The organism is Variovorax sp. GW821-FHT09D04 (genome assembly GCF_059416405.1).
The window spans coordinates 1-23124 of record NZ_JBWKPA010000017.1; the positions used below are offsets into that span (position 1 = coordinate 1).

The window sequence follows — 23124 nt, forward strand, 5'->3', positions numbered from 1 at the left end:
CTTTTGCCTACGTTTCTTTGGCGAAGCAAAGAAAAGTAGGTCGGCCGCCGGGCCGAGACCCGGCCTCGGGAAGCAAAACGAGGCACTGCGATGAACCTGTCGCGTCCTTTCGTCCGCCGCCCCATAGGCACAGTCCTCCTGACCATAGGCATCGCCCTGGCAGGAATCGCAGCGTTCTTCGTCCTACCAGTCTCCCCGCTACCCCAAGTCGACTATCCAGTCATCTCGGTAAGAGCCTCGATCCCAGGCGCAAGCCCAGAGACGATGGCAACCAGCGTCGCCACGCCACTGGAAAGACACCTGGGCACCATCGCAGGCGTCAACGAAATGACGTCCACCAGCTCCGTAGGCTCCTCCCGAGTCACGCTGCAATTCGACCTCAGCCGCAACATCGACGGCGCCGCCAGAGAAGTCCAGGCCGCCATCAACGCCAGCCGCGTAGACCTGCCCGCCACGCTAAGAAGCAACCCCACCTACCGCAAAGCCAACCCGGCGGCGTCGCCAGTCATCATCCTGGCCCTCACGTCCAAAACAAAGACCCCAGGCCAGATCTACGACGCCGTCTCCAACATCGTCAGCCAGCGCCTGTCTCAGGTAGACGGCGTAGGCGACGTAGAGATCGGCGGCGGCTCGCTCCCCGCGGTACGCATCGAGCTGCTCCCCTTCGCCCTCAACCGCTACGGCATCAGCACCGAAGACGTGCGCGCCGCGATTCAAGCGTCCAACGCCAACCGCCCCAAGGGCATGGTGCAAGGCGAAGGCCGCAAGCTGCAGATCTACACCCAGACCCCGGCGCTGCGCGCGAGCGACTACGCCTCGATGGTCGTGGCCTGGCGCAACGGCGCGGCGGTGCGGCTGCGCGAGGTGGCCGATGTGATCGACGGCGTGGAAGACACGCGCACGCTGGGCCTGTTCAACGGCGAGCCGGCGATCATCGTGCTGATCACGCGCCAGCCCTCGGCCAACATCATCGAGACCGTCGACAACGTGCGTGCGCTGCTGCCCGAGTTGCAGGCGCAACTGCCGCCCGACGTGACGCTGCAGGTCGCCTCGGACAGCACCAACTCCATCCGCAGCTCGCTGCGCGAGGTGGAGATGACGCTGGTCATCGCGGTGCTGCTGGTGGTGCTGGTGGTCAGCCTGTTCCTGCGCAGCGTGCGCGCGACGGTGGTGCCGGCGGTGGCCACGGTGGTGGCGCTGCTGGGCACGTTCGGGGTGATGCACCTGCTGGGCTTCAGCCTTAACAACCTGAGCCTGATGGCGCTCACGGTGGCCACGGGCTTCGTGGTGGACGACGCCATCGTGGTGCTGGAGAACACCAGCCGCCACATCGAATCGGGCATGTCGCGCATGAAGGCGGCGCTGCTCGGCGCGCAGGAAGTGGGCTTCACGGTGCTGTCGATCAGCGTGTCGCTGGTGGCGGTGTTCATTCCGCTGCTGTTCATGGGCGGGCAGGTGGGGCGGCTGTTCCGCGAGTTCGCGGTCACGCTGTCGGCGGCGGTGCTGATCTCGCTGGTCATTTCGCTCACCACCACGCCGATGATGTGCGCGTGGATGCTCAAGCCCGGCGGCGAGCACGACAAGAACAAGCCGCAAGGCCGCTTCGGCCGCGCGGCGGCGCGCAGCTACGACTGGATGCTCAAGCGCTACGAGAGCGCACTCGACTGGGCGCTGGACAGCAAGGCGATCGTCATGGTCGTGCTGCTGGCGGTGGTGGGGCTCAATGTCTACCTGTTCAGCGCGGCGCCCAAGGGCTTCTTCCCGCAGCAGGACAGCGGCCAGCTCAACGGCGGCCTGCGTGCCGACCAGAGCATTTCGTCGCAGGCCATGGGCGCCAAGCTGCGCGAGGTGGTCGACATCATCCGCAAGGACGAGGCGGTCGACACCGTGGTGGGCTTCACGGGCGGCGGGCGCGCGGGCGGCGGCTTCATGTTCGTCAACCTGAAGCCGGCCAGCCAGCGCAAGGACAGCGGCCTGGCCGTGATCGCGCGGCTGCGCCCGCAGCTGGCGCAGGTGACGGGGCTGCGCGTGTTCCTCGGCCCGGTGCAGGACGTGCGCTCGGGCGGACGCTCCAGCAACTCCACCTACCAGTACACGCTCAAGAGCGACAGCCTCTCCGACCTGCGCACCTGGGCCGTGAAGCTGGCCGACGAGATGAAGCAGCAGCCCACGCTGACCGACATCGACACCGACCAGGACCAGAACGGCGTGGAGACGGTGGCCAAGGTCGACCGCGACAGCGCGCGGCGGCTGGGGCTCACCTCCACCGCCATCGACAACGCGCTGTACAACGCCTTCGGCCAGCGGCAGGTGGCCACCATCTACACCGAGCTCAACCAGTACCACGTGGTGATGGAATGGGCGCCGGGCTACACGCGCAGCCCGAACGCGCTGCGCGACGTGTACGTGCCGGCCACCAAGACCTCGGTGGTCGCGGGGCAGGCGGTGACCACGCAGGTGGCGGCCACGACGTCCACGGGCGGCACGACGACGTCTGCCAGCGCCGCTGCCGCGACGGTGCCGGTGTCGGCCAACGCCGGCTCGCGCAACGCCTCGACCGGCAACGTGCTGAGCAACACGGCCACCGCGCTGGTGCCGCTGTCGGCGGTGGCGAAGTTCGAGGAGCAGTCGGTGGCCACGTCGGTGAGCCACGAGGACGGCGAGCTGGCCACCACCATCTCGTTCAACCTCGCCGAGGGCGCCAACCTCGGCGACGCGCGCGAGGCCATTGCCAAGGCCGAGGCCAACATCGCCATGCCGACCAACGTGCGCGGCGCCTTTGCCGGCACCGCGCTGAGTGCGCAGCAGTCGCAGGGGCAGCAGGCGATGCTGATCGTGGCGGCGCTGGTGGTGATCTACATCGTGCTGGGCATCCTGTACGAGAGCCTGGTGCATCCGGTGACGGTGCTCTCGACCTTGCCTTCGGCCGGCGTGGGCGCGGTGCTGGCGCTCTTGATGTTCCGCATGGAGTTTTCCATCATCGCGCTGATCGGCGTGTTCCTGCTGATCGGCATCGTGAAGAAGAACGCCATTTTGATCATCGACTTCGCGCTGGAGGCCGAGCGCTCGCGCGGCCTGAGCCCGCTCGAGGCGGTGCGCGAGGCCTGCCTGCTGCGTTTCCGTCCCATCCTGATGACCACCCTGGCCGCCGCGCTCGGTGCGCTGCCGCTGGCCATCGGCTTCGGCGAGGGCGCCGAGCTGCGCCGGCCGCTGGGCGTGGCGATCATCGGCGGGCTCATCGCGAGCCAGCTGCTGACGCTGCTCACCACGCCGGTGGTGTACCTGCTGCTCGACAAGCTGCGCCGCCGCGGCAAGAACGAACACGCGCTGAGCCGCGCCCCGGCCGCCTGAGACCCATGACCATGAATGCCTCCATTTCTTCCTTTGGTTCTTCACGACGCTTCTTCGCGCTGAGCACGCTCGCGCTGGCCGCCGTGCTCGCCGGCTGCGCCGTGGGCCCGGCCTACAAGGTGCCCGAGTCGGCGGCATCGGCCGGCTGGAAGGAACAGCCCGCCGCCGACGGCTGGCTGCCCGCCGCGCCGGCCGACGCGCTCGACCGCGGCGAGTGGTGGAAGCTCTTCGGCGATGCCACGCTCGACGAACTCGCGGCGCGCGTGCAAGTGTCGAACCAGAACATCGCCGCCGCTGTCGCCAACTACACGCAAGCGCAGGCGCTGGTGCGCGAGCAGCGCGCGGGGCTGTTCCCGTCGGTGTCCCTCGACGGCAGCGGCAAGCGCTCGGGCACGGTGGGCGGCAACGCCTCGGCCAGCCCGTCGAACACCTTCGGCGCCACGCTGGGCGCCAGCTGGACGCCCGACGTGTGGGGCCGCCTGCGCGAGGCCGTGAACGGCGCGCAGGCCAATGCGCAGGCCAGCGAGGCCGACCTGGCCTCGGCGCGGCTGTCGGCCGTCGGCGACCTAGCGACCAACTACTTCTCGCTGCGCGAGGCCGACGCCGAGATCGTGCTGCTCGACGAAACCATCCTCGGCTACCAGCGCGCGTTCGAGATCACGAGCAACCGCTATGCCGCCGGCATTGCCGCGCAGACCGACGTGCTGCAGGCGCAGACGCAGCTGGTGAACGCCAAGGCCGACCGCGTGGGCCTGCAGCGCACGCGCGCCACGCTGGAGCACGCCATCGCGATGCTGGTGGGCGTGGCGCCGGCCGACTTCAGCCTGCCGCCCGCGCGCTGGACGCCCACGGTGCCCGGCGTGCCGACCGGTGTGCCCTCGACGCTGCTGCAGCGCCGTCCCGACATCGCGGCGGCGGAGCGCGCGGTGGCCGCGGCCAATGCGCAGATCGGCGTGGCGCGCTCGGCTTATTACCCGAACATCTCGCTCACGGCCTCGGTCGGCAGCAACGCCAGCCGCGTGAGAGACCTCTTCGGCGCGGCCAACACGCTGTGGGGGCTGGGCCTGTCGGTGGCGCAGGTGGTGTTCGACGCGGGCGCCATCAGCGCCAGCGTCGATGCCGCCAAGGCCGGCCACGAGGCCAGCGTGGCGCGCTACCGGCAGACCGTGCTGGCCGCGTTCCAGGCCGTGGAAGACCAGCTGACCACCGGCGCCACGCTGGCGCAGCAGGAAGGCTTGCGCCGCGAGGCCACGGCAGCGGCCGACAAGACCGAGCAGCAGTTGCTCAACCGGTATCGCGCGGGTCAGGTGAGCTACACCGACGTGGTGCAGGCGCAGGCCGCTGCACTGAGCGCGCGGCGCGCGCTCGTGCAGCTTCAGGTCAATCGCCAGGCCGCGGCAATCGCGCTGATCCAGGCCATGGGCGGCGGTTGGCAGGCCGACTGGATGGGGGCGACCCGCCCGGCCGGCAACAGCCCTTCAAACAGCAACGCCGCTTCCCGCACACCGTAAGGGGCGGGTGTTGCGGGCGGGCATGGGAACCTGCCTGGCCCGTCGGCCCGACCGGCGCGAACACCGGACCGGGCGTCGTCGCTTCGCGGCGGTGGTCACCGCTCGGCGCTCACAGGATCGCTCTCTCCCCATCAGTGCGCTGGTCGGTCGAGGGCCTCGCCCAGGTAGTCCTTGTCTGTCACCAGGACCCAGAGGGCGAGCACCATGATCACCGCAGCCACGAGGACTGCATTGACCAGCGCCGGCTCGACCATGCGGAAGTCGAGCAACCAGGGCGACACCGCCAGCCAGGCTGCCAGCGCCACTTCGGTCCACTCTTCCCACTGGTGCGGCACGAAGGTCGCGCCCAAGGCCACGGCGCCCAGCACGATGCCGGTCGCCACCATGGTCCACATGGCGAGCGAATTGCCCTGAAAGCCCAGTACCCATGGCGAGACGATCAGCCACACGCCGGCGACGGCGTTGACGGGGTCCTGCCAATGCTTCACATGCTTCATGGTCGTACCTCCTGTCGCAGCACGACGCCACGACACTGGTTGGACTGCCGCGCCGCGCCGTGGTTCCGCCATGCGGCATGGCGCGGGCCGCGCGGGGCTTGCGGATCGGCGCCGCCTTCCTATACTTGAGTGCGCACTCAACTAAACGAACGATGGAGACCGTCCGCGCATGGCCAGGCCCCGCAGCGCAGACAAGCACAACGCCATCCTCGAGGCGGCGCTGGTCGAGTTCGGCCGGCGCGGCGTGTGGGCCACGCCGACCTCGGCGATCTCGCGCACCGCGGGCGTGGCCGAGGGCACGTTGTTCACCTACTTCGCGAGCAAGGCGCTGCTGACCGACGCGCTGTACCGCGCGCTGAAGACCGAGCTGGCCGGCGTGATGCTGGCCGACTGGCCCGAGGCGGCCGACCCGCGCACCCAGTTCCGCCACATCTGGGACCGCTACGTGCGCTGGGGCGTGGCGCACCCCGGCAAGCTGCGCGTGCTGGCGCAGCTCAAGGTGTCCGACGAACTGAGCGACGAGAGCCGCGCCGCCGGCATGGCGCCGTTCGCGCGGCTGGAGGCGGTGGCGCAAGACTGCATGCGGCGCGGCGAAGTCGTCGAGCGGCCGATGGAGTTCCTGGGCGCGATGTTGACCGCCATGGCCGAGACCACCGTCGGCTACATCGCGCAGGCTGGTGATGAACAAGAGGTCTTCGACTACGCCGAAGCCGGCTTCGAGATTTTCTGGCGAGGCATCGCCGTGCCGTCCTGACGACGACCGCACCTCTGAACGACAAGACCCCCACCGAAGAAAGACCACCCCATGCCTCAACTCAAACGCCGCCACTTCGTGCTCGGCACCCTCGGCGCCGCCGGCGCCCTGGTCGTCGGCTGGGCCGCCACGCCGGCGGCTTCGCGCCTCGTGCCCGGCGCACCGTTGCCGGCGGGCAACGGGCAGGTCGCGCTCAACGGCTGGGTCAAGGTGGGCAGCGACGACACGGTCACGCTGGTGATGACGCAGTCGGAAATGGGGCAGGGCACGCACACCGGCCTGGCGATGCTGCTGGCCGAAGAAATGGACGCCGCGGTGTCGCAGGTGCAGCTCGAGCAGGCCGGCTTCGACGCCATCTACAACAACCAGGCCATGATCCTCGACGCGCTGCCCTTCAAGCCTGGCGACGAGGGCTTCGGCAAGCGCGCGGCGCACCAGGTCGTGGGCAAGCTGCTGCGCACGATCCCGGGGCTCTCGGGCACGGGCGGCTCGTCGAGCGTCACCGACCAGTGGGGCCCGGTGCGCGAGGCCGGCGCCTCGGCGCGGCTCATGCTGGTGGGCGCGGCCGCCGCGCAGTGGCAGGTGCCCGCCAGCGAATGCCGCACCGAGGCCGGCCGCGTGCTGCATCCGGCCTCCAACCGCAGCGCGCGCTTCGGTGAGCTGGCCGCGAAGGCCGCGCAGCAGCCGCTGCCCACGGCGGTGAAGCTCAAGGCGCAAGCCGACTTCCGCGTCATCGGCCAGCCGCAGCGGCGCATCGACAACGCCGGCAAGCTCAATGGCACCGCCACCTACGGCATCGACGTGCTGCCGCCGGGCCTGCTGTACGCCAGCATCGCCATGTGCCCGACGCTGGCCGGCCGCGTCGCGCGCTTCGATGCCAAGGCGGCCGAGGCGCTGCCCGGCGTGCGCAAGGTGATGGCGCTGGAACCCGTGGCCGCGAGCCTCGTCGGCACCGGCAGCACGGCGGGCGGCGTGGCCGTGATCGCCGACACGCCGTACCACGCGATGCGCGCGCTGAAGCAGGTCGACATCGAATGGGACCACGGCCCCGCCGCGAGCCTGTCGAGCGCCGAGATGATCGACCGCCTCGCGCGCACGCTCGACGCCGACGCGGGCAATGCGCGCCTCGATACCGGCGGCGTGGCGGCGGCGTTGAAGTCCGCCGCGCGCACGATCGAGGTCGAGTACCGCGTGCCCTTCCTGGCGCACGCCACCATGGAGCCGATGAACTGCACCGTGCAGTTCAAGGACGGCGCCGCCACCGTCTGGGCGCCCACGCAGGCGCCGGGCTTTGCGCGCGCCGCGGTCGCCAAGGCGCTGGGCATCGATGCCGAGAAGGTCACGCTGCACGTCACCTACCTGGGCGGCGGCTTCGGGCGGCGCTACTTCATCGATTTCCTGGTGCAGGCCGCGCAGCTCGCACGCGAGGCCGGCGGCGCGCCGGTGCAACTCATCTGGTCGCGCGAGGAAGACATGACGCACGACTTTTATCGCCCCGCCTACGTGGCGCTGTGCAAGGCCGGCTTCGACGCGGCGGGCGCACTGGTCGCGTGGCAGACCACCAGCGCCGGCTCCAGCCTGGGTGCGCCGTCGTTCATGGACAACTCGACCGACGGCGCCTGGAACACCGCCTACGACTTCCCGCAGGCCCGCGTGGCGCACGTGCCGGTGGAGTCGGCCGTCACCACCGGCATCTGGCGCTCGGTGGCGCATTCGCAGAACGGCTTCTTCGTCGAGAGCTTCATCGACGAATGCGCCGTGGCTGCCGGCAAGGACCCGGTGGCCTTCCGCGCCGGCCTGCTCGCCAAGGATGCGCGCCACCTGGCCGTGCTGAAGCGCGTGGCCGAACTCTCGAAGTGGGGCGAGCCGCTGGCCGACGGACCCGACGGTACGAAGCGCGCACGCGGCGTGGCCATTCACCGCGCCTTCGGCAGCATCGTGGCGCAGGTGGCCGAGGTGTCGGTGACGCCCGAGCGGCAGATCCGCGTGCACCGCGTGGTGTGCGTGATCGACTGCGGCCTGCCGGTCAACCCGAACCTGATCCGCCAGCAGATGGAAGGCGGCATCGTGTTCGGCCTGTCGGCCGCGCTGCGCGGCGAGATCACCGTGGCGCGCGGCCAGGTGCAGCAGAGCAACTTCCACGACTACACGCCGCTGCGCATCGACGAGTGCCCGGCCATCGAGGTCGACATCCTCGCCGGCACCGGCGCCGAGGTGCCGCCCGGCGGCGTGGGCGAGCCTGGCACGCCGCCCATCGCGCCTGCCGTGGCCAACGCCGTGTTCGCGCTGACCGGCCAGCGCCTGCGCAGCCTGCCTCTGCGGCTGGCCTGACCCCCGAGAACAGCAAGAAAGACACCCCATGACCACCACCACGCTGAAGATCAACGGCCAGACCGCCACCGTGAGCGCCGAGCCCGACACCCCACTGCTGTGGGTGCTGCGCGGCGAAATGAAGCTCGTCGGCACCAAGTTCGGCTGCGGCAAGGCGCTGTGCGGCGCCTGCACCGTGCACCTGGACGGCCAGGCCGTGCGCTCCTGCGTCACCCCGCTGGAGGCCGTGGCCGGGCGCGAAGTCACCACCATCGAGGGCCTGAAGGGCCGGGAGGCCGACGCCCTGCGCGCGGCCTGGACCGAGGTCGACGTGGTGCAGTGCGGCTACTGCCAGAGCGGCCAGCTCATGTCGGCCTGCGCGCTGCTCAAAGCCACGCCCAAACCCAGCGACGACCAGGTCTCGGACGCCATGCGCGGCAACATTTGCCGCTGCGGCACCTACCCCCGGATTCGCGCCGCGATCCACCTTGCGGCAGAAACAGCGGGGCGGTAACGCAGAAACCGGGGTGGTTGTTTACAGAAGTTAATAATTTTTCCGTAATTCTCGAAAAAGTCGCCAGAACGGTATTTTTACGGAAATTGGGGATATGAAGCTTCGATACGCCGCCGTACCATCCGCGCGGCCCGCTTCCGGCCGTCCCCTGTTTCCGACTTTCGATGACCCCCCCAGACCCCTCGCGGACGCGCGTTCTGTCCGTGGCCGACACGCTGCGCACCCGCATCTTCGACGGTGCGATCGCCCCCGGCGCCCACCTGATGGAGATTTCGCTCGCCAATGAGCTTGGCGTGTCGCGCACCCCTGTGCGCGGCGCCATGGCGCGTCTGGCCGACGAGGGGTTGCTGGTCTACCACCCGCAGCGGGGTTTCCAGGTGCGCCGCTTCGACGCCAAGGACGTGTTCGACGCCTTCAGCGTGCGCGCCACGCTCGAAGGCATGGGCTGCCGCCTGCTCAGCGAGCGCGGCTTGGACGACGAGGCGCTGGCCGAACTGACGGCCATGGTCGACGAGCAGCATGCGCTGCTGCACGGCAGCGGCGAATGGACCGACGAGCGGGCCGACCAGTGGCAGGACCTGAACCAGGCTTTCCACCACAAGCTGCTGTCGCTGGCCGACAACCGCTGGCTCAGCGAGGCCGTGCAGCGCGCCTGCCAGCTGCCGGTGATCTTCGACAGCCGCTCGCGCCCGCACAGGCACGACGCCGCGATGTTGCTGTACCGGCACAGCCAGGCCCTGCAGGCGCTCGAAGAGCACCGCTGCATCGTCGAGGCGCTGGGCCGGCAGGAGGCCTCGGGCGCCGAAGCCGCGATGCGCGAGCACATCAACGCCAACCGCGACTTGCTGGTGCTCTACCTGCGCCAGAGCGCAGGCCGCACCCGCGCGCTGGCCTGATCAGCCGCCCCGCGCCACCGGCGCCATGAGGTAGGCCCCCGACTCGAACAGCTGCGCCTCGGCCTGGTCGATGCGCCGGATCACCGGCTTGCCCGCGCGGCTCGCCAGCAGCTCGACCAGCGCTTCCGTCACGGCCACGCCGGCGGCGACCGAGGGGAAGAACGAGGGGCTGTGGATGGTGAAGAGCAGCGTCTCGTCCGCCAGCAGCGACAGCGGCGAGGTCACGCTGTCGGTGATCGCCACGATGCGGCAACCCGCCGCCTTCGCCGCCTCGGCCACCTGCAAGGCTTCGCGCGAGTAGGGCGCAAAGCTCGCCACCACCAGCGCGTCTCCCTTGGCGAAGGCGCGTTGCTGCATCTCGAGCGAGCCGCCCTGGCCGTCCACCAGGTGCACGCTGGTGCGAAAGAGCCGGTACACGTACACGAACGAGAAGGCGATCGGAAAGCAGGCGCGAAAACCCGCCGCGTGCACGGCCGGCGCCTTCTCCAGCAGCGCGCAGGCCTTGAGCAGCGCCGGCCCGCTCTGCTGGTGCGTGAGCTCCAGGTTGCGCCGCTGCACCTCGAACATCTCGCCCGCCAGGCCCTGGTCGGCGACGCGGCCCACCAGCTGCTTGGCGCGACCGCCGTAGGTCTCGGTGCCCAGGCCCATGTCGGCGGCGAAGGCCTCCTTCAGCTGCGGCCAGCCCTCGAAGCCCAGGTGCTGGGCGAAACGCACCAGCGTGGCCGGCGTGCTCTGCGCGCGCGTGCCGACGTTGCGCATCGAGCCCGTGACCACTTCGTTCGGGTGGTCGAGCACGTAGCGCGCGACCTGCTGCAGGGCGGGGCTCAGGTCGTTGAAGCGTTGGCGGATCAGTTCTTTGGCGTTCATCGAAATACCTTCGTGCTTCGCACTGCGGTGCGAGCTTGCTTGGGGCGGCCCGGCGCAGCGCTCATGGCGGTGTCTCTTTTCGTGCGGTGTCTGGAACGAATGTACCGGAGCAGGGAAATCACGAGAGTTGACGGAACAAATGTTCCATACAATAATTCGGTCGAAACGTTAGTTCCAAACACAGGCCCCCCGCTTTCTTCCCGCCATGACGCACGTCTTCCACCGCCACCTTCGCCAGACCCCGCCCGTTGCCGCCAGCGCGCAGGGCATGTTCATCCGCGACGCCGAAGGGCGCGAGTACCTCGATGCCTCGGGCGGCGCGGCCGTGTCCTCGCTCGGCCACGGCCACCCCGAGGTGATGGCGGCCATGCACGCGCAGATCGACACACTGGCCTACGCCCACACCAGCTTCTTCACGAGCGAGGTGGCCGAGCAACTGGCCGACGAGCTCATCGGTTCTGCCCCCGAAGGCATGAGCCACGTGTACCTCGTGAGCGGCGGCTCCGAGGCGGTGGAGTCGGCGCTGAAGATGGCGCGCCAGTACTTCGTGGAAATCGGCCAGCCGCAGCGCACGCACTTCATCGCGCGCCGCCAGAGCTACCACGGCAACACGCTGGGCGCGCTCGCGGTGGGCGGCAACGCCTGGCGGCGCGAGCCCTTCGCGCCCATCCTCGTGCCGGCCACGCACGTCGCGCCGTGCTACCCGTACCGCGAGCAGCGTGCCGACGAGAGCGCCGAGCAGTACGGCCTGCGCCTGGCAGATGAGCTGGAAGCGGCCATCGTCGCGCAGGGCGCCGACCGCGTGATCGCTTTCGTGGCCGAGACCGTGGGCGGTGCCACCGCCGGCGTGCTCACGCCGGTGCCGGGCTATTTCAAGGCTGTGCGTGAGGTCTGCGACAAGTACGGCGTGCTGCTGATCCTCGACGAGGTGATGTGCGGCATGGGCCGCACCGGATCGCTGCATGCCTGCGAGCAGGAGGGCGTGGTGCCCGACCTGATGACCATCGCCAAGGGCCTGGGCGGCGGCTACCAGCCGATCGGCGCGGTGCTCGCGCAGCGCCGCATCGTCGAGGCGATGTCCAAGGGCAGCGGCTTCTTCCAGCACGGCCACACCTACCTGGGCCATCCGATGGCCTGCGCGGCGGCGCTCGCGGTGCAGCAGGTGATCCGCCGTGACGGCCTGGTCGCCAAGGTGCGCGACGACGGCGTTGTCTTCGGCGCGATGCTGGCCGAGGCGCTGGGCGATCACCCGCACGTGGGCGACATCCGCGGGCGCGGCTTCTTCTGGGGCGTCGAACTGGTGGCCGACCGCGCGAGCAAGCAGCCCTTCGATCCGGCCCTGGCCGTCAACGCGCGCCTCAAGAAGGACGCGATGGCGCGCGGCCTGCTGTGCTACCCCTTCGGCGGCACGGTGGACGGGCGCCAGGGCGACCACGTGCTGCTGGCGCCGCCGTACATCGCGACGCGCGACCACCTGCAGGAGATCGTCGCGCGGCTCGCCGCCTCGGTCGACGCGGTCACGCGCATCGCCGCGCGCTGAGCCACCGCCCCTTTTCTTCAACCGCCGTTCCGAGGAGCGTTCCATGCCCCAGCTTCGCCCGTCGCTTTCCATCGCCGCCGCCGCCTTCGCGCTGGCCCTTGCCGCCCTGGCACCGACCGCTCCCGCGCAGGCGCAGCCCGCCAACGACACGCTCGCCAAGATCAAGGCCAGCGGCGCCATCACCTTCGGCTACCGCGAGGCCTCGTTCGGCTTCTCGTACCTGGACGCCAACCTCAAGCCCGTGGGCTACAGCATCGAGATCTGCAACCGCATCGTCGAGGCGGTGAAGACCGAGCTGAAGCTGCCGGCTCTCGACATCAAGTACCAGGCCGTGACCTCGGCCAACCGCATCCCGCTGGTGCAGAACGGCACGGTGGACATCGAGTGCGGCTCCACCACCAACCTGGTCGAGCGCCAGTCGCAGGTGGCCTTCTCGCCGGACATCTTCCGCTACAACGTGCGCACGCTGGTGAAGGCCGATTCGGGCATCAAGAGCATCGCCGACCTGCAGGGCAAGACGGTGGTCACCACCGCCGGCACCACGTCGTTCCGCCTGCTGCGCGCGGCCGACAAGGGCCGCAGCCTCGAGGTGAACCAGCTCTCGGGCAAGGACCACACCGACTCGTTCCTGCTGGTCGAGAGCGGCCGCGCGCAGGCCTTCGTGCTGGACGACATCCTGCTGGCGGGCCAGATCGCCAACGCGCGCAATCCGAAGGACTTCGTCATCACCGGCGAGAGCCTGCGCACCGAGAACCAGTCGCTGATGTTCCGCAAGGACGATCCGGCCTTCAAGGCGCTGGTGGACCGCGTGGTGTCGGGCATGATGAAGTCCGGCGAGATGGAAAAGCTCTACAGCAAGTGGTTCATGTCGCCGATTCCGCCCAAGGGCATCAACATCAACTACCCGCTCAATGCCGAGACGAAGGAGGCCTTTGCCAACCCGTCGTCCAAGGGCATCTGATCCCACCCTGACTTCATGACACGCATCGCCCTCATCCACGCGCTCTCGCATTCCGTCGCCCCCATCAACGAAGCCTTCGCACGCGACTGGCCCGAGGCCGTGCGCATGAACCTGCTGGACGACAGCCTCTCGGCCGACCTCGCGCGCGACGGCAAGGGGCTCGACGCGGCGATGCACGAGCGCTTCCAGCGCCTGGCGCAGTACGCGGTGGACACGGGCGCGCGCGGCATCCTCTTCACCTGCTCGGCCTTCGGGCCGTGCATCGAGGCGGTGGCGCAGCGGCACGCGGGCATTCCGGTGCTCAAGCCCAACGAGGCCATGATCGAAGAGGCCGTGCAGGGCGAAGGCCGGCTGGGCCTGATCGCGACCTTCGCGCGCACGCTGGAATCGATGCCGCCGGAGTTTCCTTCGGGCATGGCGCTCGAACTCGCGCTGGCCGAGGGCGCGCTGGCCGCGCTCGATGCGGGCGACACGCAGCGCCACGATGCGCTCATTGCCGAACAGGCCGCCGCGCTGCGCGCGCGCGGCTGCACGCGCATTGCCCTGGCTCAGTTCAGCATGGCGCGGGCGCGTGGCGCCTGCGAAGCGGCCAGCGGCCTGCCGGTGCTGACGACGGTCGACAGCGCGGTGCGTGCGCTGCGCCGGCGTGCTTCAGCTTCAGTGTGAGCCGCCGTTGCCGACGACCGTGACCAGCGTGGTCATCGCCACCTGCGCCGCCTCGCCGCGTGCGAGCGGGCGGCCCGGGCCGGCGTTGCCGCTGTCGGTTTCCAGGCCCTGTGCCAGGCGGCGGTAGATGTCCGACGAGGGCATGGTCGCCGCCGTGCCGAGCGCGTCGCAGTAGGTGTCGGTGAGCACGGCGGCCAGCCGCTCGCGTTCGGCGTCGCACAGCACGGGCGCTTCGGCGGCGAAGACCGACGCCACGCAGTGCATCAGGTAGGCCTGGGTCTCGAGCGAGAAGGCCTGCTGGCGCACGTAGTCTTCCACCGCGTGCCAGAAGAGGGTGTCGGAGGTGCGGCGCCAGCTTTCGAGCACCTTGCGCGACTTGGCGACCAGGTCGGCGTGCGCGTCGTGCGGTTCGGCCGGCCGCAGCGCCAGACCCTGCAGCGTGAGCGCGGCCACCGGGCCGGCCGCGCCGAGCAGGAAGCTCCAGAACTTCCAGCGCGCAAACCATTTCTTGTCGTGGGCCGGGCCCAGCGGCTCCAGCAGCCGGAAGTCGATGCACAGGGCGGCGTTGGCCTGCAGGCCGGAGGCCATGCGGTCGGCCTCCACATGGCCCTGCGCGACGATGCAGGCGCTGGCGCCGCAGCGGTCGATGTCGGCCAGGCGCTGTGTCAGCTGGCGCAGCTCGTGGGCCGAGGCGCCGGTGGCTTCGGCCACGCGCAGCATGCCGTGGCACTGCTCCCGCTCCCGCTGGCAGGGGCTCTTGAGACGGTCTTCGACATGGTCGTCGAGCGTCGAGGGGCGTTCTTCTGCGACGCAGTCCTCGAGTTCACTCCCGGTGGTGAACGTTGACATGGATGCTCCTTCGGGCGCAGATGAATAACTGTTATCAATATGTATTAACGCGCCGAGGTCGAACATCACCTGAACTAGGTATTTCCGTGGGCGGGCTGCCTCGTGTTCCACCGGCGGAACGGCGCCTGAACAGGGCCTGACCGATGGCCTCGCCATAATTGCCGCTCTTTCAAGGAGTACGCGTGGATATCGTTTTGCTGGTCAAGGCCGCTGTCATGGGCATCGTGGAGGGTCTGACCGAATTCCTGCCGATCTCGTCGACCGGCCACCTCATTCTTGCGGGCTCGCTGCTGGGCTTCGACGACGCCAAGGCCAAGGTGTTCGACATCGCCATCCAGACCGGCGCGATCTTCGCGGTGATCCTGGTCTACTGGCAGAAGATCCATTCGACCGTGGTGGCGCTGCCGCGCCAGCCCAAGGCGCGCCGGCTGGCGCTGAACATCGTCATCGGCTTCCTGCCCGCGGTGGTGCTGGGCCTCTTGTTCGGCAAGATGATCAAGGCGCACCTGTTCATCCCGACCGTGGTGGCCAGCACCTTCATCATCGGCGGCTTCATCATCCTGTGGGCCGAGAAGCGCCCGCCCGGTTCGGTGCGTGTCGAGCACGTGGACGACATGACGCCCTGGGACGCGCTCAAGGTCGGCCTGGTGCAGTGTTTCGCGATGATCCCCGGCACCAGCCGCAGCGGCTCGACCATCATCGGCGGCATGCTGCTGGGCCTGTCGCGCCAGGCGGCGACCGATTTCTCGTTCTTCCTGGCCATTCCGACGCTGATCGGCGCGGGCGCCTACAGCCTCTACAAGGAGCGCGCGCTGCTGTCGGTGGCCGACATTCCGATGTTCACGGTGGGCCTGGCCTTCTCGTTCATCAGCGCATGGCTGTGCGTGCGCTGGCTGCTGAAGTACATCAGCACGCACAACTTCATTCCGTTCGCGTGGTATCGCATCGCCTTCGGCATCGTGGTGCTGGCCACGGCGTGGACCGGCGCGGTGGTCTGGGCGGAATAAGCCAGCAGCCTCAGGCCGCCGCGCCCAGCAGCGCGCCGGCGGCCTTCGCCTCCCGCCGCACGGCGATGGCGATCGGCCCGTCGATCGATGGGTCGAACCCGCCCGTGGCGCCCAGCGCGGTGATCACGGCGCACACCCTTCCCGCGTAGTCGTACACCGGCGCCGCCACGGCGCTGATGCCGCGCAGGTAGGTGTCCCGCACGATGGCGCAGTGCGCCTGCTGCACCTCGCGGCGCAACGCGCCGATGGGGTCGTCGGCATCGAGCAGCGCGCGCATGTCCTCGGTGGCGTCGGCCAGTTCCTGCTCGGCCAGCGCCACCACGCGCGACTCGTCGAGCAGGCCCAGGAAGGCGCGCCCGGTGGCCGACCACAGCATCGACATCACCGAGCCGGCGCGCACGTTCACCGTCACCGGCAGGCCCGGCTCCTCGAAGCGCACGATGGTCGGGCCCTTGTTGCCCATCACCGCGACGAAGCAGGTCACCTCCAGCGATTCGCGCAGGCGGATCAGGCAGGGCTCGGCCGCGCGGATCGGGTCGGCCTGGCGCATGGCGGCCAGGCCGATCTGGATTGCCTCGGGGCCCAGGTAGTAGTGCTGCGAGGCGGTGTCCTGGCGCACCAGGCTTTCTTCCATCAGGCTCGCGAGGTAGCGGTGCACCTTGGCCGGGCTCTCGCCCACATGGGTGGCCAGCGCCGTGAGGCTGCTGCGCCCGCCCAGGTGCGCCAGGCCCTTGAGCACGGCCATGCCGGTCTCGGCGGACTGCACGCGCTGGCGGCGCTCGCGGGGAGGGGAAGAGGGTGCTTCAGCGGGGGAGGTCATGTCGTCCTCATCTTAGGTGGCGGCCTCGGTGGCCGGGTAAACCCGTGGTTTGGTGATTACGCAATGCGTATGATAATTACGCAATACACAATTCTTACCCCGGAGACACCCCGATGAAGAAGCACTTCGCCCGCGGCCTTGCGGTCCTGTCCCTGGCTGCCCTGGCCACCGCCGCCAGCGCCCAGACCACCTTCCCCGCCAAGCCGATCCGCTGGCTCGTGCCCTACGCCGCGGGCGGTGGTTCCGACTTCCTCGCGCGCACCGTCGCCCAGACGCTGTCGACGCAGGTCGGCCAGCCGGTGCTGGTGGACAACAAGCCGGGTGGCAACACCGCGCTGGCCGCCGCCGAAACCGCGCGCGCCCCGGCCGACGGCTACACCGTGCTCTCGGCCGACAACGGCACGCTGGTGTTCAACCCGGCGCTGTACAAGTCGCTGAGCTACAGCCCCACCAAGGACCTGGCGCCCGTCACGCTGATGGGCAAGTTCCCGATGATCCTGGTGGTCGGCGCCAACTCGGGCTTTGCCACCGCCAAGGACTTCATCGCCCAGGCCAAGGCCAAGCCGGGCGGCATCAACTACGCCTCGGCCGGTGCGGGCAGCCCGCACCACCTGGCGATGGAACTGCTGAAGGTGGAAGCCAAGCTCTTCATGGTCCACGTGCCGTACCGCGGCGCGGCGCCCGCGCTGGCCGACGTGGTCGGCGGGCAGCTGCCGGCCATGATGGTCGACATGGCCGCCGGTGCCGGCTTCATCAAGGGCGGCAAGGTGCGCGCGCTGGCCGTGGCCAACCCCACGCGCCTGCCGCAGCTGCCCGACGTGCCCACCTTCGCCGAGCTCGGCTACAAGAACGTCGAGGCCGCCGCGCTGGTCGGCGTGGTGGTGCCCGCGGCCACGCCGGCCGACGTGGTGAACACGCTCAACCGCCAGCTGGTGGCCGCCATCCACGAGCCCTCGGTGAACAAGCGCATGGTCGACTTCGGCGTCGAGCCCGTGGGCAACACGCCCGCGCAGTACACCGAGCTGCTCAAGGCCGAGACCGCGCGCTGGCACAAGCTGATCCGCGACCTGAAGATCACGCTCGACTGAGTCTGCTGCCATGTCCGACACCGCCATGCCTTCGCGCACTTCCGGTTGCCCCGTCGCGCACGGGGCGCTCTCCGCCGAGCGCACGCCCACCGGCTGCCCCGTGAGCCAGCGCGCCGCCGAGTTCGATCCCTTCGAGGACGGCTACCAGCAGGACCCGCCCGAGTACGTGCGCTGGGCCCGCGAGCAGGAGCCGATCTTCTACAGCCCCAAGCTGGGCTACTGGGTGATCACGCGCTACGACGACATCAAGGCGGTGTTCCGCGACAACCTCACCTTCAGCCCGTCGAACGCGCTGGAGAAGATCACGCCCACCGGCGAAGAAGCCAACGCCGTGCTCGCAAGCTACGGCTTTGCGCTCAACCGCACGCTGGTGAACGAGGACGAGCCGGCCCACATGCCGCGCCGCCGCGCGCTCATGGACCCGTTCACGCCCGAGGCGCTGAAGCACCACGAGCCGCTGGTGCGCGAACTCGCGCGCAGCTACGTCGACCGCTTCATCGACAACGGCCGCGCCGACCTCGTCGACCAGATGCTGTGGGAGATTCCGCTCACCGTGGCACTGCACTTTCTCGGTGTGCCCGAGGAAGACATGGACACGCTGCGCAAATATTCCATTGCGCACACTGTCAACACCTGGGGCCGCCCCAAGCCCGAGGAGCAGGTCGCCGTGGCGCACGCCGTCGGCAACTTCTGGCAGTACGCCGGCAAGGTGCTCGACAAGATGCGCCAGGACCCCGACGCGCCCGGCTGGATGCAGTACGGCATCCGCAAGCAGATGCAGCACCCCGAGGTCGTTACCGACTCGTACCTGCACTCGATGATGATGGCCGGCATCGTGGCCGCGCACGAGACCACCGCCAACGCCACTGCCAACGCGGTGAAGCTGCTGCTGCAGCACCCGCAGGTATGGCAGGAGCTGTGCGACGACCCGGGCCTCATTCCCAACGCGGTGGAAGAGTGTCTGCGCCACAACGGCTCGGTGGCCGCCTGGCGCCGGCTTGTCACCAAAGACACGCAGGTCGGCGGCGTCGACCTGCCGGCGGGCTCGCGCCTGCTGATCGTCACCTCGTCGGCCAACCACGACGAAGGCCACTTCGCCGACGCCGACCTGTTCGACATCCGCCGCGACAACGCCAGCGACCACCTGACCTTCGGCTACGGCTCGCACCAGTGCATGGGCAAGAACCTGGCGCGCATGGAGATGCAGATCTTTCTGGAGGAGTTCACGCGCCGCCTGCCGCACATGCGCTTGTCGGCGCAACGCTTCAGCTACGTGCCCAACACCTCGTTCCGCGGCCCCGAGCACCTGTGGGTCGAATGGGACCCGCGCGCCAACCCGGAGCGCGCCAACGCCGGCCTGCGCGACGTGCAGGTGCCGGTGCGCATCGGCGAGCCGTCGGCGCACGCCATCGCGCGGCCCGTGGTGGTCGAGCGCGTGACGCCGGTGGCCGACGGCATCGTGCGGCTGCGCCTGGTGTCGCCCGACGGCAAGCCGCTGCCGCGCTGGACGCCGGGTTCGCACATCGACGTCGAATGCGGCACGCCCGAGCTGTCGCGCCAGTACTCGCTGTGCGGCGACCCCGACGAAGCCCATGCGCTGGAGATCGCCGTGCTGCACGAGCCCGACGGTCGCGGCGGTTCGGCCTGGGTGCATGCGAACGTGAAGGTGGGCGACCGCCTGCGCATCCGCGGCCCGCGCAACCACTTCCGGCTTGACGAGTCGCTGCCGAAGGCGATCTTCATCGCCGGCGGCATCGGCATCACGCCCGTGAGTGCGATGGCGCGGCGCGCCAAGGCGCTGGGCATGGACTACGAACTGCACTACAGCGGCCGCAGCCGCGCGAGCATGGCCTTCGTCGACGAGCTGGCCGCGCTGCACGGCGAGCGCCTGCACGTGCATGCGGCCGACGAAGGCCGGCGCAACGACCTGCGCGCGCTGCTGGCCACGCCCGTGCCCGGCGCGCAGGTGTACGCCTGCGGCCCGCTGCGCATGCTCGAAGCGCTGGAAGACTGCTGCGCCGCGTGGCCCGAGGGCGCGCTGCGCGTGGAGCATTTCGAATCGACGCTGGCCACGCTCGACCCGTCGAAGGAACATGCCTTCGAGGTGGAGCTGAAAGACTCCGGCCTCGTCATCACCGTGCCGCCCGACCAGACCTTGCTGACGGCGCTGCGCGCGGCCAACGTCGACGTGCAGAGCGACTGCGAGGAAGGCCTGTGCGGTTCGTGCGAAGTGCGCGTGCTGGCCGGCAAGGTCGATCACCGCGACGTGGTGCTCACGCGCAGCGAGCGCGATGCGAACACGAAGATGATGGCCTGCTGTTCGCGTGCCTGCGAAGGCCGGCTGGTGCTCGAGCTTTGAGGCTTTTCGCCGCGCATTGATTCATCGCAAGTGTTTCGCGGCACGCCCACCGCACAGTGGGGCGTGCCGAATCGGCACCTCACCGAAGGAACCATGTGATGAAGACGAGAACCACCGCGGCCCTGCTTTTCACGGCGCTGCTTGCAGGCCCCGTGCTGGCCGCCACCTGCGACATCGAGATCGAAGGCAACGACGCGATGCAGTTCAACAAGAGCGCCATCGCGGTGCCGGCCAGCTGCAAGCAGTTCACCGTGAAGCTCAAGCACGTCGGGAAGCTGCCCAAGGCCTCGATGGGCCACAACTGGGTGCTGAGCAAGGCCGCCGACGCGCAGGGCGTGGCGGCGGACGGCATCGGCGCGGGGCTGGACAAGGCCTACGTGAAGCCGGGCGATGCCCGCGTCATCGCGCATTCGAAGGTCATCGGCGGCGGCGAGACCGATGCCGTGAGCTTCGACGTGAGCAAACTCAAGGCGGGAGACAGCTATGCGTGGTTCTGCTCGTTCCCGGGCCACGCGTCGCTCATGAAGGGCACGCTGGCGCTGGTCAAGTAGCCGCCGCACCGCCCAGAGGCATCCGCAGCACCACCTGCGTTTCGCCGGGGCGCGACTGCAGCTGCAGCTGCGCGCCCAGGCGGCGTGCGCGCGCCCGCAGGTTGCGCAGCCCCGCGCCGCCGCTCACGCCGTCCACTGCAAACCCCCGGCCGTCGTCGCGCACGCTGAGCTGCAGTTCGGCTCCCGCGCGCGCCACCGTCACGTCCACGCGCCGGCCCGCGCTGTGCTTGAGCACGTTGGTCAGCGCCTCCTGCAGGAAGCGCATCAGGTCCAGGCTCTGCGAGGGCGCGAGTTCGAGCGTGTCGATGCCCGAGACCTTCCAGCGGCAGTCGATGCCGTTGGCGTCCAGCAGCTGCGCACTGCGGTAGCGCAGCGGCGCCAGCAGCTCGCCGAGCGCGCGCGCGCCGTCGTCGCGGCCGGTGGCGTCGATGATCAGCCGCAGGTCGTCGCGCAGGCTCTTGAGCATCGCCAGCAGCTGCGGCGCGCTGAGGTGCTCGGGCGTGCGCTCCAGCGTCGCGATGCTGCCCACCAGCATGCCGCCCAGTCCGTCGTGCAGGTCGCTCACCAGGGCCACGCGCTCGCCGATGCGCGCGTGCGCGAGCTCCAGCGCGTGCTGCTGCGCGAGCGTGGACGCGAGCTCCGCCTTGGCGGCGTTCACTTCCTCGATCAGCTCGGTGTTGAAGTTCTCGATGCGCCGCAGGCTCTGCACGAAGCGCCCGGCCTGCGTGAGCGCCATGCCCAAGAGCAGCACGTACGAGGACATGGTCGTGTAGTAGATGTTGCTGTCGATCACCTGCGTGAACACCAGCAGGTCGTGCGCGCCCGTGAGCGCCGACACCGCCATGAACGGCGCGAGCGAGCGCATCGGGCTGCCCCGGTGGCGCAGCGCGTGGAAGATGCCGCTGCTGTTCACCACGATGATCGTGAGGCCGCCCACCAGCGTCCAGATCGCGCGGTGCGTGGGCAGGTTGGCGGTGCCCGCGAACCACAGGTCGAGCACGCCGACGGCCGCCACCGCGAACGCCGCGATCTCCAGGCGCGGCAGGCGCCGCCCGGCAAAGCGCAGCACGAACACGCCGTACGACACGCTGAAGAACAGCAGCAGCGAGGTGTTCAGCGCCTGCCAGCTGTGGTTGCTGGCAAAGGGCCAGGGGCTGGTGGCGATCTGGTTGTAGCCGAACAGCAACCACAGCACCGACATTGCCGCGAACCAGCCGTAGGCCGTTTCGCGCCGGCGCAGCAGCCACCACGCCGCGAAGAAGGCCGACACCGCCGCACTGGTCGCCAGGCCGAACACCTGCAGGTCGCGCCGCATGAGCTGCTCGCGGCCGAACTCGGCCTGCATGAGCGCGGGCGTGCCCAGGCTCACCGGCCCCAGCCCGGCCTGGTAGGCCGACAGCCCCGACACGCGCACCAGCAGCGTGTTGGTGCCGGCGCGCAACTGCGGCGCGGCCAGCAGCCAGTAGCGCGGCGAGTTCCAGGCGCGCGTGAGCGGCTCGACCAGGCTGCGGTCGCGCCAGATCGTCGTGCCGTTGAGCGAGACCTCGCCGGCCATGTTCAGGTAGTGCAGCAGCAGCCCGGTTTCGGTCACTGGCGCGGGCTGCTCCCAGGTCAACCGGTACCAGACCACGCCGTCGAAGCCGGGCCAGCGCGTGGCCCAGCTGTCGGGCAGGGCGACGGGCGTCCAGCCGTCGGCGGGCGGCGTCGTGTCGTGCCAGCCGGTGCCGCGTGCGGCTTCGGCGCGCAGTTCAGGAACAACCGGTGTTTGTGCGTGTGCGCTGCCCGTCGGGAGCAGCAGCCACAGGGCCCACAGCAGCAGGCCCGCAAGGAGCCTCAGCGCAGCAGGCCCTGCCTTCGGCCCTGGTAGACCGCCTCGGTGCGCGAGTTGACGGCCAGCTTGCGGTAGATGTTCTTGGTGTGGCATTCCACGGTCAGTCTGGAGATCGACAGCGCCTCCGCCATGTCGCGGTTGCTCATCCCTTGCGACACGAGCTCGAGGATTTTGCGCTCGCGCGGCGTCAGCATGACGGGCGTGGTGGCCGGCGTCAGCGACGGATCGTCGGGCGGCGAGGGCAGGCCGGGCAGCTGGGTCGCGACCCAGCCGAGGATGCGGCGGGCGATGGCCGGGTCGATCGGCGCGCCGCCTTGCTCGATGCTGCGCAGCGCGATGCTGAGCTCGAGGTCGTCGCGTTCCTTCAGCAGGTAGCCGATGGCGCCGGCGCGCAGCGCCGCGAAGATCACGGCCTCGGTGCGCCAGGCCGAGATCACCACCGCGGGCACCAGCCGGTGGTGCTCGTGCATCCACTCGATCAGGTCGACGCCGCTGCCGTCGGGCAGGCCGATGTCGACCAGCGCCACGCCGAAATGCTGCTGCTCCAGCAGCGAGCGGGCCGAGGTCAGGCTGTCGGCCCAGGCGATCTGGGGCTCGTCGCATCCGAGCGTCGACAGCACGTACGCCAGGCGCTCGCGCATGGCCGGATCGTCTTCGACCACCAGCGCGGGGCTCAGCGAGACCACTTCAACGTCTTCCAGGAGAGGGGCAGACATAGGACGACATTTTTGAGCCGTGGTGTACGTGGTGCA

At 69.6% G+C, this 23124-nt stretch carries 19 protein-coding genes; 13 read left to right on the forward strand and 6 right to left on the reverse strand.

All coding sequences use genetic code 11. The annotated features are described in order from the left end of the window. The first annotated feature begins 90 nt into the window (after positions 1 to 90). The gene (locus tag AC07O4_RS30275) at positions 91 to 3351 is read left to right on the forward strand and encodes an efflux RND transporter permease subunit (protein ID WP_495267634.1); all 3261 of its coding nucleotides are present in this window, start codon (positions 91 to 93) and stop codon (positions 3349 to 3351) included. Between the two features lie 11 nt (positions 3352 to 3362). Next, positions 3363 to 4862, forward strand: a complete 1500-nt coding sequence (locus AC07O4_RS30280) for an efflux transporter outer membrane subunit (protein ID WP_495306453.1) — start codon at positions 3363 to 3365, stop codon at positions 4860 to 4862. A gap of 131 nt (positions 4863 to 4993) precedes the next feature. On the opposite strand, the gene AC07O4_RS30285 is transcribed toward AC07O4_RS30280, so the two are convergent. Further along, positions 4994 to 5359 carry an SPW repeat protein gene (locus AC07O4_RS30285; protein WP_062474873.1) on the reverse strand — a complete coding sequence of 122 codons (366 nt, stop codon included), beginning with the start codon at positions 5357 to 5359 and terminating at the stop codon, positions 4994 to 4996. 169 nt (positions 5360 to 5528) lie between these two features. On the opposite strand from AC07O4_RS30285, the gene AC07O4_RS30290 reads away from it, so the two are divergent. The 4 genes from AC07O4_RS30290 (at position 5529) to AC07O4_RS30305 (ending at position 9833) form a co-directional block, all read left to right on the forward strand. After that, positions 5529 to 6113 (forward strand): TetR/AcrR family transcriptional regulator, encoded by a 585-nt coding sequence (locus tag AC07O4_RS30290; protein WP_495306454.1) that lies wholly within the window; start codon positions 5529 to 5531, stop codon positions 6111 to 6113. Positions 6114 to 6164: 51 nt separating this feature from the next. Continuing rightward, positions 6165 to 8444: a xanthine dehydrogenase family protein molybdopterin-binding subunit gene (locus AC07O4_RS30295; protein ID WP_495306455.1), complete on the forward strand. Its 2280-nt coding sequence runs from the start codon at positions 6165 to 6167 to the stop codon at positions 8442 to 8444. Positions 8445 to 8472: 28 nt separating this feature from the next. After that, complete coding sequence (locus tag AC07O4_RS30300; protein ID WP_062474886.1) at positions 8473 to 8937, forward strand: (2Fe-2S)-binding protein; 465 nt, start codon at positions 8473 to 8475, stop codon at positions 8935 to 8937. Between the two features lie 164 nt (positions 8938 to 9101). Beyond that, entirely contained in the window at positions 9102 to 9833 is a 732-nt protein-coding gene (locus AC07O4_RS30305; protein WP_495306456.1) for a GntR family transcriptional regulator, read from the forward strand. Here AC07O4_RS30305 and AC07O4_RS30310 read toward each other — a convergent pair whose 3' ends face one another. After that, entirely contained in the window at positions 9834 to 10700 is an 867-nt protein-coding gene (locus AC07O4_RS30310; RefSeq protein WP_307589068.1) for a MurR/RpiR family transcriptional regulator, read from the reverse strand. A 205-nt stretch (positions 10701 to 10905) separates the two neighbouring features. Between AC07O4_RS30310 and AC07O4_RS30315 the strand changes: the two genes are divergently transcribed. From AC07O4_RS30315 to AC07O4_RS30325, 3 genes are read left to right on the forward strand one after another with little or no spacing between them, the layout of a single operon-like run. After that, positions 10906 to 12240 (forward strand): aspartate aminotransferase family protein, encoded by a 1335-nt coding sequence (locus AC07O4_RS30315; RefSeq protein ID WP_495306457.1) that lies wholly within the window; start codon positions 10906 to 10908, stop codon positions 12238 to 12240. Between the two features lie 43 nt (positions 12241 to 12283). After that, complete coding sequence (locus AC07O4_RS30320; RefSeq protein WP_159276009.1) at positions 12284 to 13201, forward strand: transporter substrate-binding domain-containing protein; 918 nt, start codon at positions 12284 to 12286, stop codon at positions 13199 to 13201. A gap of 15 nt (positions 13202 to 13216) precedes the next feature. Next, complete coding sequence (locus tag AC07O4_RS30325; protein WP_159276010.1) at positions 13217 to 13867, forward strand: aspartate/glutamate racemase family protein; 651 nt, start codon at positions 13217 to 13219, stop codon at positions 13865 to 13867. On the opposite strand, the gene AC07O4_RS30330 is transcribed toward AC07O4_RS30325, so the two are convergent. Next, positions 13859 to 14716: a hypothetical protein gene (locus AC07O4_RS30330; protein WP_062474909.1), complete on the reverse strand. Its 858-nt coding sequence runs from the start codon at positions 14714 to 14716 to the stop codon at positions 13859 to 13861. The two genes, AC07O4_RS30325 and AC07O4_RS30330, sit on opposite strands and share 9 nt — an antisense overlap. Positions 14717 to 14898: 182 nt before the next feature. On the opposite strand from AC07O4_RS30330, the gene AC07O4_RS30335 reads away from it, so the two are divergent. Continuing rightward, on the forward strand, positions 14899 to 15723 hold the full coding sequence (locus tag AC07O4_RS30335) for an undecaprenyl-diphosphate phosphatase (RefSeq protein ID WP_062474913.1): 825 nt from the start codon (positions 14899 to 14901) through the stop codon (positions 15721 to 15723). Positions 15724 to 15733: 10 nt separating this feature from the next. Here AC07O4_RS30335 and AC07O4_RS30340 read toward each other — a convergent pair whose 3' ends face one another. Further along, positions 15734 to 16543: an IclR family transcriptional regulator gene (locus AC07O4_RS30340; RefSeq protein WP_062474916.1), complete on the reverse strand. Its 810-nt coding sequence runs from the start codon at positions 16541 to 16543 to the stop codon at positions 15734 to 15736. Positions 16544 to 16656: 113 nt separating this feature from the next. Between AC07O4_RS30340 and AC07O4_RS30345 the strand changes: the two genes are divergently transcribed. From AC07O4_RS30345 to azu, 3 genes are all read left to right on the forward strand, one after another. After that, on the forward strand, positions 16657 to 17631 hold the full coding sequence (locus AC07O4_RS30345; protein WP_095746145.1) for a Bug family tripartite tricarboxylate transporter substrate binding protein: 975 nt from the start codon (positions 16657 to 16659) through the stop codon (positions 17629 to 17631). A 10-nt stretch (positions 17632 to 17641) separates the two neighbouring features. After that, positions 17642 to 19990, forward strand: a complete 2349-nt coding sequence (locus tag AC07O4_RS30350; protein WP_495306458.1) for a cytochrome P450/oxidoreductase — start codon at positions 17642 to 17644, stop codon at positions 19988 to 19990. 98 nt (positions 19991 to 20088) lie between these two features. Next, positions 20089 to 20541 carry an azurin gene (azu, locus tag AC07O4_RS30355; RefSeq protein ID WP_307589052.1) on the forward strand — a complete coding sequence of 151 codons (453 nt, stop codon included), beginning with the start codon at positions 20089 to 20091 and terminating at the stop codon, positions 20539 to 20541. On the opposite strand, the gene AC07O4_RS30360 is transcribed toward azu, so the two are convergent. Continuing rightward, positions 20534 to 22465, reverse strand: coding sequence for a sensor histidine kinase (locus AC07O4_RS30360; RefSeq protein WP_495306459.1), 1932 nt, complete (start codon positions 22463 to 22465; stop codon positions 20534 to 20536). The genes azu and AC07O4_RS30360 overlap by 8 nt on opposite strands. Further along, positions 22375 to 23088, reverse strand: a complete 714-nt coding sequence (locus tag AC07O4_RS30365) for a response regulator transcription factor (protein ID WP_495306460.1) — start codon at positions 23086 to 23088, stop codon at positions 22375 to 22377. Before AC07O4_RS30365 ends, AC07O4_RS30360 begins: the two co-directional genes overlap by 91 nt. Positions 23089 to 23124: the final 36 nt, after the last annotated feature.

Bases quoted from the DNA above. Each gene is read 5' to 3' on its own strand.
- AC07O4_RS30360 (WP_495306459.1), bottom strand. From the start codon at position 22,465: ATGCCACACCAAGAACATCTACCGCAAGCTGGCCGTCAACTCGCGCAC.
- AC07O4_RS30315 (WP_495306457.1), top strand. From the start codon at position 10,906: ATGACGCACGTCTTCCACCGCCACCTTCGCCAGACCCCGCCCGTTGCC.
- AC07O4_RS30290 (WP_495306454.1), top strand. From the start codon at position 5,529: ATGGCCAGGCCCCGCAGCGCAGACAAGCACAACGCCATCCTCGAGGCG.
- AC07O4_RS30275 (WP_495267634.1), top strand. From the start codon at position 91: ATGAACCTGTCGCGTCCTTTCGTCCGCCGCCCCATAGGCACAGTCCTC.
- AC07O4_RS30280 (WP_495306453.1), top strand. From the start codon at position 3,363: ATGAATGCCTCCATTTCTTCCTTTGGTTCTTCACGACGCTTCTTCGCG.
- AC07O4_RS30285 (WP_062474873.1), bottom strand. From the start codon at position 5,359: ATGAAGCATGTGAAGCATTGGCAGGACCCCGTCAACGCCGTCGCCGGC.
- AC07O4_RS30310 (WP_307589068.1), bottom strand. From the start codon at position 10,700: ATGAACGCCAAAGAACTGATCCGCCAACGCTTCAACGACCTGAGCCCC.
- AC07O4_RS30300 (WP_062474886.1), top strand. From the start codon at position 8,473: ATGACCACCACCACGCTGAAGATCAACGGCCAGACCGCCACCGTGAGC.
- AC07O4_RS30325 (WP_159276010.1), top strand. From the start codon at position 13,217: ATGACACGCATCGCCCTCATCCACGCGCTCTCGCATTCCGTCGCCCCC.
- AC07O4_RS30305 (WP_495306456.1), top strand. From the start codon at position 9,102: ATGACCCCCCCAGACCCCTCGCGGACGCGCGTTCTGTCCGTGGCCGAC.
- AC07O4_RS30350 (WP_495306458.1), top strand. From the start codon at position 17,642: ATGTCCGACACCGCCATGCCTTCGCGCACTTCCGGTTGCCCCGTCGCG.
- AC07O4_RS30365 (WP_495306460.1), bottom strand. From the start codon at position 23,088: ATGTCTGCCCCTCTCCTGGAAGACGTTGAAGTGGTCTCGCTGAGCCCC.
- AC07O4_RS30340 (WP_062474916.1), bottom strand. From the start codon at position 16,543: ATGACCTCCCCCGCTGAAGCACCCTCTTCCCCTCCCCGCGAGCGCCGC.
- AC07O4_RS30330 (WP_062474909.1), bottom strand. From the start codon at position 14,716: ATGTCAACGTTCACCACCGGGAGTGAACTCGAGGACTGCGTCGCAGAA.
- azu (WP_307589052.1), top strand. From the start codon at position 20,089: ATGAAGACGAGAACCACCGCGGCCCTGCTTTTCACGGCGCTGCTTGCA.
- AC07O4_RS30345 (WP_095746145.1), top strand. From the start codon at position 16,657: ATGAAGAAGCACTTCGCCCGCGGCCTTGCGGTCCTGTCCCTGGCTGCC.
- AC07O4_RS30295 (WP_495306455.1), top strand. From the start codon at position 6,165: ATGCCTCAACTCAAACGCCGCCACTTCGTGCTCGGCACCCTCGGCGCC.
- AC07O4_RS30320 (WP_159276009.1), top strand. From the start codon at position 12,284: ATGCCCCAGCTTCGCCCGTCGCTTTCCATCGCCGCCGCCGCCTTCGCG.